11 protein-coding genes are annotated in these 14,648 nt (G+C 48.1%); 9 read left to right on the forward strand and 2 right to left on the reverse strand.

Translation table 11 applies throughout. The annotated features are described in order from the left end of the window. Positions 1 to 105 precede the first annotated feature (105 nt). The 6 genes from L1N82_RS05435 (at position 106) to L1N82_RS05460 (ending at position 8,498) form a co-directional block, all read left to right on the forward strand. On the forward strand, positions 106 to 1,839 hold the full coding sequence (locus L1N82_RS05435; RefSeq protein WP_235286367.1) for a sensor histidine kinase: 1,734 nt from the start codon (positions 106 to 108) through the stop codon (positions 1,837 to 1,839). A gap of 24 nt (positions 1,840 to 1,863) precedes the next feature. Next, a complete protein-coding gene (locus L1N82_RS05440; RefSeq protein WP_235286368.1) occupies positions 1,864 to 3,504 on the forward strand; it encodes a response regulator in 1,641 nt (546 codons plus the stop codon). A gap of 117 nt (positions 3,505 to 3,621) precedes the next feature. Next, positions 3,622 to 5,316, forward strand: a complete 1,695-nt coding sequence (locus L1N82_RS05445; RefSeq protein WP_235286369.1) for a type 2 periplasmic-binding domain-containing protein — start codon at positions 3,622 to 3,624, stop codon at positions 5,314 to 5,316. A gap of 219 nt (positions 5,317 to 5,535) precedes the next feature. Next, positions 5,536 to 6,432: an ABC transporter permease gene (locus L1N82_RS05450; RefSeq protein WP_235286370.1), complete on the forward strand. Its 897-nt coding sequence runs from the start codon at positions 5,536 to 5,538 to the stop codon at positions 6,430 to 6,432. An 18-nt stretch (positions 6,433 to 6,450) separates the two neighbouring features. After that, entirely contained in the window at positions 6,451 to 7,329 is an 879-nt protein-coding gene (locus L1N82_RS05455) for a carbohydrate ABC transporter permease (RefSeq protein ID WP_235286371.1), read from the forward strand. Between the two features lie 101 nt (positions 7,330 to 7,430). Continuing rightward, positions 7,431 to 8,498: a glycoside hydrolase family 53 protein gene (locus L1N82_RS05460; protein ID WP_235286372.1), complete on the forward strand. Its 1,068-nt coding sequence runs from the start codon at positions 7,431 to 7,433 to the stop codon at positions 8,496 to 8,498. A gap of 131 nt (positions 8,499 to 8,629) precedes the next feature. Here L1N82_RS05460 and L1N82_RS05465 read toward each other — a convergent pair whose 3' ends face one another. Then, positions 8,630 to 9,655 (reverse strand): transposase, encoded by a 1,026-nt coding sequence (locus L1N82_RS05465; RefSeq protein WP_235286373.1) that lies wholly within the window; start codon positions 9,653 to 9,655, stop codon positions 8,630 to 8,632. A gap of 702 nt (positions 9,656 to 10,357) precedes the next feature. Further along, positions 10,358 to 11,230, reverse strand: a complete 873-nt coding sequence (locus tag L1N82_RS05470; RefSeq protein WP_235286374.1) for an SDR family oxidoreductase — start codon at positions 11,228 to 11,230, stop codon at positions 10,358 to 10,360. A gap of 228 nt (positions 11,231 to 11,458) precedes the next feature. Here L1N82_RS05470 and L1N82_RS05475 point away from each other — a divergent pair, with 228 nt between their 5' ends. The 3 genes from L1N82_RS05475 to L1N82_RS05485 all read left to right on the forward strand — a co-directional run bounded on the left by L1N82_RS05475 (position 11,459) and on the right by L1N82_RS05485 (position 14,535). Next, positions 11,459 to 12,358 (forward strand): aldo/keto reductase, encoded by a 900-nt coding sequence (locus L1N82_RS05475; RefSeq protein WP_235286375.1) that lies wholly within the window; start codon positions 11,459 to 11,461, stop codon positions 12,356 to 12,358. 93 nt (positions 12,359 to 12,451) lie between these two features. After that, positions 12,452 to 13,129: a tetratricopeptide repeat protein gene (locus tag L1N82_RS05480; protein WP_235286376.1), complete on the forward strand. Its 678-nt coding sequence runs from the start codon at positions 12,452 to 12,454 to the stop codon at positions 13,127 to 13,129. A gap of 185 nt (positions 13,130 to 13,314) precedes the next feature. Then, positions 13,315 to 14,535: a Spo0B domain-containing protein gene (locus L1N82_RS05485; protein ID WP_235286377.1), complete on the forward strand. Its 1,221-nt coding sequence runs from the start codon at positions 13,315 to 13,317 to the stop codon at positions 14,533 to 14,535. The last annotated feature ends 113 nt before the right edge of the window (positions 14,536 to 14,648 follow it).

Consider the following 14,648-nt stretch of genomic DNA (forward strand, 5'->3'; position numbering starts at 1 on the left):
ACAAACAATGCCACCATTAATGAGAACTGGAAAGGTAGATGTACAACAGAGCGATAGTAGAATACAATTGATAGACGACAGAATTCGACAAAGGCGGTTTCCTGTATGCCCAAGTTAAATTTATTCACCAAGATGATCACGCTGATTGTGCTTATGGTCGTCCCTATAATAGTCCTTTACTTATATTCCAATAAAGTCAGCACCGATGTTTTGGCCAGTGAGCTGAATAAATCCAATGTGGATCAGCTGTCATTTTTTCAGACGCAGGTGGATAACCAGGTGGATCAGCTGACGATTTGGCCGACACTGCTCGTGCATGACCCGGATATTGCTGCGTTTAAGGAAGTGCAGCTCAATCAGCCCGACCTAGGTATTGAACAGATATCGATGATTAAGCGTGTGCAGACTAAGCTGGGTATACAAGAGGGTTCTTCTAACTGGGACAGCGATTTATTCATCTATTCGCCTTCCATGAACCGGGTTGTTTCCATCAATGATGCGAAGCCCTATGACCGCGAGGACCTGAAGGCGCGGGTTCACTCGAGATGGCAGGTACGGCAAGAAACAAGTGGAGGAGAAGAACAGTTTGTTTTCTCACTGGTCACCGTGACCCCGTTATCAATGTTTGACCGGCCGGATGAAGCGGATATGATTATTGAAGTCCGTTTTGACAGCGGCAATATTGTAGATATGCTTGACCAGTTCAAGAACGACGGACGGCGTGATCCGATCTACTACAAGAAGGACACCGGAATTATCTACAACCGGACGGCTGACAAGGTACAGACGGAACGGATCATCGAACAGCTTGAAGAGGAGAATGGTGTGGTTAATGGAAGCCTTACGGTGGATATTGACGGGGAAAAATACTTAGTAAACAGTGTAATGTCCCGGTCAACCGGCTGGTATTTGATTGACTACATGCCTTTTTCAGATATTTTGCGGCCCATTCATAAGTCCAATGAGCTCTTTTATATATCAGCAGGCTCGCTGCTGGTGATGAGTTGTCTGGCCGCATATCTGCTTTATGCACAGGTTCAGGTTCCGCTGCGCCAGCTGGTCATAGCCTTTCAGCGACTGAAGAATGCCGATTATACCGTCAGGCTCAAGCCTAAGGGGCACACGGAATTCAGCTTTCTCTACGAGAGATTTAATATGATGGTAGAGCAGATAGAGGAGCTGTTCCAGCATGTGTATAAAGAGCAATTGCATGTCAAGGAAGCGAGGCTAAAACAGCTGCAGTCGCAGATTAACCCGCATTTTTTCTACAACTGCTTCTCCTTCATATCCAGCATGGCTAAACTGGAAAATCATCATGCCGTTGTGGCCATGTCTCAAAGTCTGTCCAAATATTACCGATATACTACCAGGCAGGAAAGGGACCTGGTGTCTCTAGGGGAAGAACTGGATTTTGTAGACAATTATCTTGTGATTCAGAAGATGCGGATGAACCGACTGCATTTTGAAATCCTTGTTTCAGCCCGCTTGAGGCGTATTGAGATACCGCCGCTGGTCATCCAGCCGCTGGTGGAGAATGCGGTTCTCCATGGCATTGAGCCAAATGCCGATGCAGGAGAGATCCGGATTCGTTGCGATGCTGACGGACCTCATATACGGATTGCGGTTGAGGATAACGGTAAGGGGATGGCCGTAGAGGACAGGATGGCCCTGCAGTATAAGATGGATAAACCAATGGATGAAGAAATGGGCTGCGGATTATGGAATGTGCACCAGAGGCTCCAGCTTGGGTTCGGCACAGAGGCGGGGATCCGTTTCGAGCACTCGCAGCTTGGGGGCTTGAAGGTTACCCTGCAATGGACCTTACCAGGTCAAACATGACATCATAGGAGGACATTCAGTTCAATGATTGAAATATTGCTTGTCGACGATGAGTCCTACGTCACTGAAAGCCTTGCGAAGACGATTCCTTGGCAGAGTCTTGGCGTATCCAGTGTTCATCAGGCATCGTCTGCCAAAAAGGCGATTGAAGTATTAGAGGAGCAATCTGTTGATATTGTCGTTTCGGATATCCGGATGCCGGAGATGGACGGTTTGCGGTTTATTGGAGAAATAACGGAGCGCTGGCCTCATATCCGCTGCATTTTGCTGACCGGCCACGCTGATTTTGAATATGCGAAGAAAGCGATCCAGCTGCAGGTGTTCGACTATCTGCTGAAGCCCGTTAATGATGATGAATTTATCCTCACCATTACGAATGCGATTGAATCCCTTAAGGATGAATGGGAGCAGTCCGAGAAGTACGACAAGCTGGTACATAACCGGCATGCCGATATAGGGGTGCTGCGTTCAAACCTGATGCACGATCTGGTGCTTGGCCGTAAGCTCTCTCACCGTCTGATCAAACAGAAGCTGGGTGATTACGACATTCCGATACCTGTAGAGGAACAGGCTGTTATGCTGCTGGTCCAGCTGGGAAGGCCGTTCTCGGCTGCCGATCACCATACTTTGTCTCTTATGGAGTATGCGGTTGGGAATATCGCGGAAGAAGTGTTCGGGGAGCACTTCTCTGTTTGGCATGCCAAAGCCCCCCATGATTGCCTGCTGTTGATCGTTTCTCTGAACCCTGAAATGAAGGAGCAGCTGGAATTATCCCGTAAGACTGATGCCATGCGGAGAGAATTGCTTGACCAGACGGCCCGCTCCCTGCGTATGAATGTAAGCAATTATTTGAAGGGCGATGTATCGATTGTTATTACCGAGTGGTTCACGTTCCCGGATGACATACCGCTTGCTTACCGGTCCGGCCTTAGCTCGTTCTTCATGACTGAACAGAACGAAGGCAGTCCTGTTGTGTTCCTGGAAGACAAGCTGCAGGTATATGGTACGGCGGTTAAATCGCTGGAGATCCTATATAAGCCGCCCACGCTCATTCATCTCCTGGAGTCCAAGCAGTGGGAAGCGGCGAAGGAGAAGCTGGACCATGTGTTCGCTGATTTCAAGCAGGCACGGTTCTCGCGCGAGCATATCTATGAAGTCTATCTGGTCATTACGAATGCTTTTATGTACATGGCCCATAAGCAAGGGGTGTACATGTACCAGATTGACCAGTCGGGATTCGACCTGTTGACAGATCCCAGTGTGATCTTATCTGTAGAACGGCTTGAGCAATGGGCATCCAGCATGATGGACAAGCTGCGTTCCGAGTTGTCGGAAAATGATGAACATACGAAGAGTTATATTATCAAGCAGGTGCATGAGATTGTCTCCAATGAGCTTGGTCAGGAAACTTCAGTTAAGACCATTGCGGACAAGGTATTCCTTCACCCGGTTTACCTGTCCAAGATTTATAAAGCGGAGACGGGCGAAAGTCTTGGCGACTATATTATCCGGATGCGTATGGAACGGGCGCTGTACCTGCTGAAGCATACGAACAAGAAGATTTACGAAATAACAGCAGAGCTGGGTTATCAGAATCCCCAGTATTTTAGCAAAATGTTCAAGAAGCATTATGGGCTGACACCGAATGAATTTCGTGACCAGTAATTGTTGATGAAGTTGTAAAAGGTGCAGAAATGTTCGATTTGTGTCATATGATCAATTTTCCTGTAAGCCTATAATGGGAGTAAGATATACAACAAGCTTTTATCGAGGGGGAACAACATGAAGACCAAGGCTTCAAAAACATGGTTGACCATGCTTACTCTTACGGTCATCCTGTCACTACTGGCCGCTTGCAGTAACAGCAGCAATACGAACAGCGGTAATGCCGGAACATCAACTGTTACTGGCAATTCCGAAAGCGTGTACAAAGAAAAATATGATCCGCCGGTGACTATTAGTACCGTATGGGGTGTTGATCCCGCCCTTAAGTTCAAGAATGGCGAATCGATTGAGAACAACGTAGCAACGAAGTGGGCGCTGGATAAGTTCGGCATCGACATCAAGTCGCTGTGGTCCGTTACCGATACGAACGGTGCATACGCAACTAAGCTTCGTCTGTCGTTGACCTCTGGTCAAGACCTTCCTGATATTGTTGTTGTAGGTAACGATGATCCGCAGCTTGCACAGGACTTGATTGATTCGGGTGCCTTCCAGGATGCTGGTGCATTGTTCGACAAATACGCGAATGACACTTGGAAAGCTGCAATGGAGCTTGATACCAACGTTTGGAATCCTTACATCCGTGATGGTGTTCGTATGGGTATTCCGCTTCTCGACTACGCATACAACCATGATTACCTGCTGTGGATCCGTCAGGACTGGCTGGACAAGCTGAACTTGCAAGCTCCTAAGACGCTTGACGAGCTGGAAGCGGTTCTTGATGCATTCAAGAACAACAATCCGCAAGGTCTGAAGCCGGACCAAGTAACTCCGCTTAGCATTGGCTTCAAGAACTCGCTTAATACGTGGATGGGCGATCCGTCCTGGATCTTCGGTGCATACGGTACAATGCCTGAGCAGTGGAATCTGGCGGCTGATGGAACGCTGGAGTATGGTTCGATTAACGAGGCAATGAAGCCTGGTCTTGTTAAATTGAACGAATGGTATAACAAGGGCTATATTCCTAGAGAAGCGGCTCTGTGGGATGAGAACAAGACGGCTGAGCCTGCCGTAGCAGGTACTGCCGGCATTATTCCGGGACCTTACTGGATGAGCGGCTGGCCGCTGCTTGATACGGCGAAGAATGTGGAAGGTGCAGTATGGAAGCCTTATCCGATTCCAACAGGCCCGGATGGAAAAGCAGGCCGTCACGGCACGCATTTCACGAACGGTGTTATTCTAATCAACAATGATATGAAGCATCCTGAAGCACTCTTCACTTATCAGAACTATCTGTTTGATAACTATGCGAACCCGGCTCCAGGCAGCGAGTTTGATCTCGGTCTGTTCAAAGGCTACGACTATGATATCGACGAGAATGGCAACCCGGTGTTTGGCGATGATATTCCTGGCGGTCAGATTATCGCCCCAGCACGCTACTTCCTGGTACGTGATGGCGCCCGTATCCCTGATGCACAGATGAATGCTCTGCTTGCACTGGCTGATGGCAAGGAGCCAGAGACCCGTCTTGAGAAGGACGTAGCAGTTAATTATGGTCCTGACACACCAGCAGCAGCTAAAGTGCTCTTGTCTCAAGAAGATATCTCGATGAAGAATATGTTTACAGGTCCTACGACTCCAACAATGAAGATGAAGCTGGACTACCTGAACAAGCTTGAGCTTCAAACCTTCAATGAGATTATCTATGGTAAGAAACCAGTTGATGCATTCGATAAGTTTGTAGAGACTTGGAAGTCTTCCGGCGGGGCTGACATTACGAAAGAAGTTAATGATTGGTACAATACGGTTAAATAATAATAGGAAACAATCTGGCGGCTGCTTATGCAGCCGCTTTTTTTATGCCCACAATGAACGCAGGTTGCGGCTCCCGATGTAAGTGGTTACATTTGGTTGCTGCAAGCATTTAAAGAGGTTGCAATAGTGCCATTTATATTGCTTTTGTTGGCTACTTGCTGTTTCGACATGTTGCTATAATCGCTTTAGAGATTGTAACTGGTAATAGGGGGACAAATAATGAAGCTTCTAAAACGTAACTGGCCGTTTCATCTGATGATTTTACCATCGCTGATTTTTTTGATTGTGTTCAGTTATGTGCCCATGGCATGGATTGTCATGGCATTTCAGGATTTTAAACCAAGACTGGGTATCAGCGGATCGGAATGGATCGGACTGGACAACTTCCGTTACCTGTTTGAACGGGAGGACAGTGTTCAAGTTATTCTTAACACCTTGGTCATTGCCGTACTTAAGATGGTGGCTAACCTGATTGCACCGTTTACATTTGCTATTTTCCTCAATGAGCTTCGCAAGATGTTCGTGAAGAGATTTGTTCAAACGTTAGTTTACCTGCCGCACTTCCTCTCCTGGGTTATTCTTGGCGGAATTCTGGTAGATATCTTGTCAACGGACGGCGGATTCGTGAACCGGATCATTACGAACTTGTTCGGTATAGAACCGATCTTCTTCCTCGGAGATGGCACATGGTTCCGGATTACGGTAGTCGTTACCGATATGTGGAAAGAGTTTGGTTTTGGTACGGTTGTATTCCTTGCAGCACTGGCTAATGTTAACCCGTCCTTGTATGAAGCTGCAGAAGTGGACGGCGCAAGCCGGTTTAAGCAGACCATGCACATTACAATACCATCGATGATTCCAATCACAATCGTCGTGGGAACACTGGCTCTCGGCAACATTCTGAATGCCGGATTCGACCAGATCTTCAACCTGTATAACCCGCTTGTGTATGATAAGGGCGATATTATTGATACGTTCGTTTACCGCGCAGCCATTCTGAATGGACAGATGGGCTTCGGTACGGCAATCGGGCTTTTCAAATCCGTTATCGGCATGATTCTGATCGTCATATCGTACCGTCTGGCCTACAAGCTTGCAGGCTATCGGATATTCTAAACTACGGGGTGAGCGTAAATGTATCATAAGACGTTATCATATCGAATCTTTAATACGCTCAATACGAGCGGCCTAATCTTGCTAGCTATCGTTTGTATCATACCGCTCTGGCATGTGCTTGCCATTTCCTTCAGTGCCAAATCGGCAGCTGATGCTAACCTTGTCGGCTTGTGGCCTGTTGATTTTACGACAGAAGCATACAAGAAGACGATTAATAACCCGGTGTTCCTCGGATCGATCCTTGTATCGATCAAACGGACGATAATCGGAACGGCAATCACGCTGGTGCTCGCTTTCCTGGCGGCTTATCCGCTTTCGAAGGAAAGCACCGTGTTCAAGGCAAGAACGATCTATGCCTGGATCTTCGTCTTTACCATGGTCTTTAATGGCGGTCTGGTGCCCTTCTACATCGTGATTCAGAAATTGCATCTGATGAACAGCTTCTGGGTGCTTGTGCTTCCAGGCGCGGTCAATGTATACCTGACTATTCTGATGCTGAACTTCTTCAGAGGTATACCGAAGGAGCTTGAGGAAGCGGCATTAATCGATGGAGCTGGCCATTTCCGGACCCTGTTTACGATCTTCCTGCCGGTCTCTCTGCCGGCGATCGCAACACTGGCACTGTTCAGCATGGTCTTCCACTGGAACTCTTGGTTTGATGGGCTGCTCTATCTTCATGACGCGAAGAGCCAGCCGCTTGCAACTTTCCTTCAGACGGTCGTCATTCAGCGGGACATGAGCACAATGAGCATGAGTCCGAAGGAAATGGAGCTTTTATCACAGAAGACGGTTAATGCAGCCCAAATCTTTATCGGTGCACTTCCAATTCTGGTTGTATATCCGTTCCTGCAGAAGTATTTTGTTAAAGGTCTCGTTCTTGGCTCTGTTAAAGAATAGCGAAAATCACTTATGGCACGCGCCTCATGCTTAGATGGGGGCGTGCCTTTGTCTAGCGTTCTCATTACCTATAATTTAGACAGGCGGAAGGAGTAATCAGTATGAGAAAGAATGAAGAAGCAGCAGTACAAGCCCGTATTACACCAGCATTTATTAACGGAATGGATGTTTCCTTTTTGGATGAAATTGAACAGAGCGGCGGTACCTACTCCGATGCAGGCATCCAAGAAGACTGTCTTCAGATCATGAAGAATAACGGAGTAAACTCCATACGCCTAAGAATTTGGAACGAGCCTGCTGGGGGCTATTGTAATCTGGAGCGCACGCTCGTTATGGCCAAAAGGATCAAGGAGCTCGGCCTGCATTTCCTGCTTGATTTCCACTACTCCGACAAATGGGCTGATCCGGGCCAGCAGTCGAAGCCTGCTGCCTGGGCCAAGCTCGGGTACGAAGAGCTTAAGTCGGCGGTCTATCTATATACACGGGACGTACTGGAGGCACTGCAAGCTCAAGGCACACTGCCGGATATGGTGCAGGTCGGAAATGAGATTACGCCCGGGATGCTGTGGGATGACGGCAAGGTGGATGGGGAAGAGTTTAATCATGATGCCCAGTGGGAGCGCTTCAGCGGGCTTGTGAAATCCGGTATTGCTGCTTGTAAGGAGGTAGACTCAGCTATCAATGTTATGATTCATATTGACCGGGGAGGAGACAACGCTTCAAGCGTTGCATTCTACGACAGGTTCGAACAGTTAGGAGTTCGGTTCGATACGATCGGCCTGTCCTTTTATTCCTGGTGGCATGGTACGCTGGACGACCTGAAGCACAACCTTAAGGATCTGGCTGAGCGGTACGGCAAGGAAATTATAGTCGTAGAAACGGCATACCCTTGGACCCTTGACAAGTCAGCTGGCCATACCTTTGTAATAGAGAAGGAGGAGCTGCTTCATGAAGGCTATCCGGCTACTCCAGAAGGCCAGGCCAAGTATCTGAGGGACTTCATTGCAATAGTAAAAGAGGCAGCCGGTGACTTGGGAGTAGGCTTCTATTGGTGGGAACCAAGCTGGATTCCATCCAAACAGGAGTGGTCTGTCGGCCATGAGAATAACTGGTCCAATCTTACGATGTTTGATTTTGTAGGCAGGAAATTGCCGTCGCTTCGGTTCTAAAAGCTGTTGCTGAGGTCCAGGGGGAATTGTTCCTCTGGGCCTTGCTGCATCGCCTGACAAGCAGTGAGGTTACCCTCAAAAGTAAGAATTCTCATGAATAGTCCCGCGGGTGCTCTCGCAGCAGGGGACATCTAATAAGCAGGCCTAATTCCAACCAGCTTGGCAAGCAGTAGGTTCCAGCGAATCTGGAAGGAAGTCCTTCGCATAACCCGGAAGTAGTATTCCTGGCAATAGAGAGGGAGATAGCGCATTGTGACCTTATGCCCATAAGATCCTTTAATAAACTGATATGCCTGTCTGATAAAGCGGTTGCGGGCCCTCTGAACAGCAGGTTCGGTCTCAGCCAATGATGCAGCATGCTTCCAATCAGGAATAGAGACAGCAGGCTGCCTGCTTCTCACATCCCCAGTCTTGTATCGGATGTCGGGTTTCCCTTCCCTGCCCAACTGACCATACGAGCCGGCAGCCCTCCTCTCGGCATGCAGCTGATCATCTGCCGTCCCAATGGCTGTATTGTCGATGTGTAGCTGGTCGTCTGCCATCCCGGTAGCTGTATTGTCGATGTGCAGTTGACCGTCTGCTGTCCCGGTAGCTGTATTGTCGATGTGCAGCTGGCCGTCTGCCATCCCGGTAGCTGTGTGCTTCGTATGAGCCCCCTCTTCCTCTTGGAATTCCTTCCCTGAGATTGAGATTATATGATCATAGGATGGTTCTATATCTAGGTTTATAGTTAGCCTGTCTGGCATGATTACTTCCAATATTCTCTGAGTCGTTATGTATTGCAAAGATTTGATTCCGTTAAGCTTACTCATCATAATTCTGGCGGTATGAAGCAGACGGTAGGCGCTTCTATACTGAACCGCAAGAACCTTTGACAGCTCTGAGGCGGTGATTACGTGGTCGGCAGCAATGTTGTACACTACATACAGCCAATAGGAGAGAGGCAGCCTTGTTCTGTGCATCATTGTACCCGAGGTGACGGAGGTTTGGGCCCCGCATTCCAGGCACTGGTACAGCCCGCGCGTCCCGATATAATAATAATAAGCGTAGTCGCACCGGGGACAGCAAAAGCCCTCAGGCCAGCGTAAGCGTTCAATCAATCTGCGGCAATTACTCTCCTCGCCATACTCCTTCATAAACACGGTAAAAGGTATCATAGTGCCTGCCTCCCTAAATACTCACAACATTGACTAACTGTAATCAAAAGGGGACCATGTGTTCGGTTTACATTATATCAAACATATGTTCCTGTTTCAATGGGCAATACAGATTCCTCTGATTTCAGATCGGTCAACTTTTAGATGACCCTCCCCAGATCACAGCCAAGTCGAAAACTCTCTTCCCCAGAACAGGCTTCTGAGCTAAATACATAAGCCCACCAAGCTCCATCATCGAAAATATCACCACTAGTAATAGAGCACAGTTACTAAGCAGGACCATAATTTATTGTGAAAATACTTTGGTTAATTCGCTCACTCCATCAGCAAATTAACTCGTTATGTAAATTAGCAGCAGTATCAACAGTTCCCGATTCATCTAGTGGTATATCCGGTAAAGCAAACGGATAGGCATTTAACTCAGAAGCAAATTTTAGACATACAGCATATAGCATTTAGGAAATAATGGGTGTCAAAAGAATAACTAAGAAGCATTGTTGAGTATGGTACGTCAGATGGTTCAATCTTACTACAACCGATGGAAGCAGGTGCTTGAGGAGTGAGGAAAAGAGAAACAGCCGGCTCGCCTCAAGCAGGCTGCCCCGACTGTCTCCGTACTTCTTTTATAGAACCGCCGTTTGCGAACTAACGGCAAATTCGATAACCTTGGGCTTCGGCGAGATAAGCTTAGCGGCTAACAGGTTAGCCGTTTACGACGGTACCGCCATTGAGATGCAGGGTTTGACCCGACATGTAGGATGAGTCGTCGCTTGCCAGGTAAACATAGGCTGCTGCAAGCTCGGAAGGCTGTCCGGCGCGTTTCATCGGTGTATTGGCTCCGAATTTGGCAACCTGTTCCTCATCAAAGGAAGCTGGGATAAGCGGTGTCCAGATTGGACCTGGGGCTACCGCGTTTACGCGGATGCCTTTCTTGACAATGCTATTTGATAATGCCCGCGTAAATGAGAGAATGGCACCTTTGGTCGACGAGTAATCGATCAGCATCGGGTTGCCCTCGTAAGCTGTGATCGATGTTGTATTGATGATGGAGGCACCCTCTTTCAGATGAGGCATGGCAGCACGCGTCAGATAGAACATGGAGAAGATATTTGTGCGGAACGTTCTCTCCAGCTGTTCGGCCGTTATATCTTCAAAGTTCTGCTGCACATGCTGCTCGGCTGCATTGTTGACAAGGATATCCAGCTTGCCGAATTCCTTGATGACTTGGTCGATGACCTTCTTACAGAAGGCTTCATCACCGAGATCGCCGGATATCAGCAGACAGCGCTTGCCGAGTTCTTCAATCCGCTTTTTGGTCGCCTGAGCATCCTTTTCTTCGTTCAGGTATACAATCGCAACGTCTGCGCCTTCCTTGGCATAGGCAATGGCTGCTGCATGGCCTATACCGCTGTCACCACCGGTGATAATGGCTGATTTACCATTAAGCTTGCCTGCAGCTTTGTAATTTGGAGATTCTATCTCCGGTTCCGGATTCATCTTCGTTTCGAGTCCTGGCTGCTTCTCCTGATGCTGCGGTGGAAAATTTTGTTCTTTCGTGCTTGTGCCTGTAGCCATAGTTAATCCCTCCTGAATTAGTTTCAGTTTGTGATAACCAGCTTCATAAGCGTCAGCTTAGAACCTAGTTTAGGTTTACCCCTATTCTGGTATCGAAAAACAAGTTTCATGCACGTCCGCATTAGAAAACAATCATCTTGGAGCCTGGAGAGGGACTGTCTTTGATATGCCTGACACAGCATGTTAAAATGGCATAGTACATACGGAGAAAAGTGGGAGGGAATCGGAATGAAGTACAGGCTTCTCGGGAAAACGGGCTTGAATGTTTCGGTTATCGGGATTGGTACTTGGCAGTTTGGAGGCGAGTGGGGAATTAACTACTCTCAAGAAGAGGCAAGCGCTGTCCTCCGCAGAGGCAAGGAGCTGGGCATCAATCTGATTGACACAGCTGAATGCTACGGTGATCATCTGTCCGAGCGTCTGATTGGCGGCTACCTGAAGGAAGATAAGCGTGAAGACTGGATTCTTGCCACTAAGTTTGGACACCATTTCCACGCTAACTTTACCCGTGATGACCGCGCTTCTACAGAGGACGTGCTCAAGCAGCTTGAGGACTCCCTTACTGCGCTGGGTACGGATTATATTGATCTCTATCAGTTCCATTCATTGCCTAACGAGGCTTTTGATAACGATGATTTGTGGACAATGCTGGATAAGCAGAAGCAGGCCGGCAAGATCTGCCATCTGGGCATCTCAATTGGATCAAACGAAAATATTCATCAGACAGACAAGGCCACTGAAGTGGGTGCGGATGTGATTCAAGTTGTCTATAACCGTCTGGACCGCAAGCCGGAGAAGGAAGTATTCCCTTCCTGTGAACGTCAAAATCTTGGTGTTCTTGCACGTGTACCTCTGGCCAGCGGTTTCCTGAGCGGCAAATATAATAAATCCTCGGTCTTCCCAAGCAATGATGTTCGCTCCCGTGCTGCCGGAACGGCGGAGCGTGAACGCCTGCTGGAGGAAGCAGAGAACATTGCGCGGACAGAAGTGCCTGCTGGTGTTCCTATGGCAGAATGGGCACTGGCGTGGTGTCTTCAAAATCCGGTTGTAAGCTGCGTTATACCAGGCTGCAAGAATCCGGAGCAGGTTGAATCCAATGCACGCGCTGCTGAGCTGCTGAAAGACTAACATAACCGGAGAGTTTAACAGTATATAGCCTGGCTTTTCCTGTTTATGGTACAATCATCATTATGATTTAATGAACAGGATGGCGGTAGGATTATGTTTAAATTGTTTTCATTTGGTTTTCTGTGGTACTTGTTCGGTAATCCGTTTGTTGCCATTCTGGTGCTGCTGGTCATTCTTTATCTGCTCGACCGCCGGTTCATAGGGTTGTCACCGAGCCTGGTAAAGCCGCTTAAACGGCGCAGCCGGATTGCAAAGCTGAAGCAGCAGCTGCTTCTTAACCCAAATGACAGGTCGTCCCGTATGGAGCTTGCTCATCTTCTTATTGAGAAGCGTGCTTATCACAAAGCTGGCAAGGTTCTCGCGGAGCTTGGCGATGCGATGGAGCATTCGGCCGAGTATTGGGACGACTTGGGTAATGTATACCTTCACACCGGTGAACTGGAAAAGGGTGAGGAAGCAGTGCTGCGCGCACTCTCCATTAACCCGCGTGTTAAATACGGGCAGCCGTATTTAAGACTGGCCGCTGCCTCGGCGAAGCTAGATACAGGTAAGGCGCTGGCCTATTTGAATGCTTTCCGTGAGCTGCATTCTTCTTCCTGCGAGGCATACTATCGGCTTGGCGTAATATACAAGCAGATGGACCGGAAGGATGAAGCTAAGCATGCATTTCGTGAAGCGCAGGACATATACAGGAGTCTTCCGAAGTATAAAAAACGGCAGGAGCGTGTATGGGCGGTCCGCAGCTTAATCAGCAGAATACTGCTTGGCTAGAAGGTTTATTAGGCTGTAGTTACAAAAGAAGACCGGTTCCGGCTTGCCGGAACCGGTCTTCTTTTTATCGGAAATGAGCAAAGTTTGTACAATTATACCCATTGTATAAATCCTGTAAATCGATGATAATTGAAATAACTGACAGAAACTGTCGAAAATATTAGTAACGATGTCGGGGGCTGGCGATGAATAAAAACATTTGGCTAATCGCCGCCGTTTTGCTGCTTCTACTGCTGGGAATCAACAATACGGTTTACTATTTTTATACGAAGAAGTCACTGGAAGATAGCTTGAGTCATGAGCTGTTGTCCGTTGCCAAGCAAATTGAGCTGTCCGTCGAGCAGTCCCGGTTGGGAGCGGAACGCTTCGAAGAGCAGATCGGACGGGAGCTTCGGGCGGCAGCCATTGCCGCGCAGTACGCGCTGGATCCTGATGTAGAGCTGGTAACCAATGAACAATTGATGGAGCTGGCTCGGAAGCTCGATGTCCTTCATATCACCCTGCTTAAGCAGACAGAAGACAACATTGTGCTGTACCGTTCCTCCGATCCCCGGGAGATCGGGATTAAGACAGGCACGTGGCGACCATGGCATCAAGCCTTCAGGCAGCTGTTTGAAGAGCACAATGTATCCATAGACTGGGGACAGACACTGCCGAACTTCTGGACCGGACCATATGATTATGCTACATCTGACACTAGCAAACTGCGTAAATGGGGGTATTATTACGACGGTTCAACCAACTATATCATTGATCCATATGTAAGCTATGAAGCATTACAGGATTATGAGGAAAATACCGGTGTTGAGAGGCTGATCCGAAAAACGCTTGAGGAAAACACTTCCCTGCTTGAAATAACGGGGATTAATCCTGTTATCTATGAGACAGGTGCTATTCAGACGATTACGTTCTCAGGTGAGACGCTGGATCATGAGACACAGAAACCAATTATTTTTGGTACCTACAATTACAAGACAGCCAAGGACCGCAAGGCGATCAAGAAAGCGTATGAAACAGGAACAAGTGTGACGGTGGACGGCCGGGTAAATGGTGTGCATGTTATGAAATCCTTCATTCCTGTCGATATCGACAAGGTCACAAGCATACTTGATGACAAGGGGCAGCCTATAAACCGCTACGTGCTAACCATAGTGTCCGACTACCAGGTTATTCAGTCCAAGCTGGATCGTCAGTTTACCGGTATCGGTCTCGTCATCGGGGGTCTGACGCTGCTTAGTATTGCAATCGTGTGGATCAGCATGCGTTTGCTGCAGCGTTCGAGAGAACGTGTGGCGGCTGAAGCGCAGCGTACTTATGTGGAAGAGATCAATCAAATGTTCAATATGATCCGTGCTCAGCGGCATGATTTTCTAAACCATGTACAAACGATCCATTCGCTGGTTTAGTTAAATAAAACGGACGCGCTGAAACGGTATGCACAGGAGCTGATTGGCGAGATACGTCTGACTAACGATATTATCAATATCGGGAATCCGGCGATCGCAGCACTGGTTCGCTC

The sequence above is a fragment of the Paenibacillus tarimensis genome (assembly GCF_021532315.1).
GTDB classification, from domain to species: domain Bacteria; phylum Bacillota; class Bacilli; order Paenibacillales; family Paenibacillaceae; genus Paenibacillus_I; species Paenibacillus_I tarimensis.

Bases quoted from the DNA above. Each gene is read 5' to 3' on its own strand.
- L1N82_RS05470 (WP_235286374.1), bottom strand. From the start codon at position 11,230: ATGGCTACAGGCACAAGCACGAAAGAACAAAATTTTCCACCGCAGCAT.
- L1N82_RS05445 (WP_235286369.1), top strand. From the start codon at position 3,622: ATGAAGACCAAGGCTTCAAAAACATGGTTGACCATGCTTACTCTTACG.
- L1N82_RS05435 (WP_235286367.1), top strand. From the start codon at position 106: ATGCCCAAGTTAAATTTATTCACCAAGATGATCACGCTGATTGTGCTT.
- L1N82_RS05480 (WP_235286376.1), top strand. From the start codon at position 12,452: ATGTTTAAATTGTTTTCATTTGGTTTTCTGTGGTACTTGTTCGGTAAT.
- L1N82_RS05450 (WP_235286370.1), top strand. From the start codon at position 5,536: ATGAAGCTTCTAAAACGTAACTGGCCGTTTCATCTGATGATTTTACCA.
- L1N82_RS05475 (WP_235286375.1), top strand. From the start codon at position 11,459: ATGAAGTACAGGCTTCTCGGGAAAACGGGCTTGAATGTTTCGGTTATC.
- L1N82_RS05455 (WP_235286371.1), top strand. From the start codon at position 6,451: ATGTATCATAAGACGTTATCATATCGAATCTTTAATACGCTCAATACG.
- L1N82_RS05460 (WP_235286372.1), top strand. From the start codon at position 7,431: ATGAGAAAGAATGAAGAAGCAGCAGTACAAGCCCGTATTACACCAGCA.
- L1N82_RS05485 (WP_235286377.1), top strand. From the start codon at position 13,315: ATGAATAAAAACATTTGGCTAATCGCCGCCGTTTTGCTGCTTCTACTG.
- L1N82_RS05440 (WP_235286368.1), top strand. From the start codon at position 1,864: ATGATTGAAATATTGCTTGTCGACGATGAGTCCTACGTCACTGAAAGC.
- L1N82_RS05465 (WP_235286373.1), bottom strand. From the start codon at position 9,655: ATGATACCTTTTACCGTGTTTATGAAGGAGTATGGCGAGGAGAGTAAT.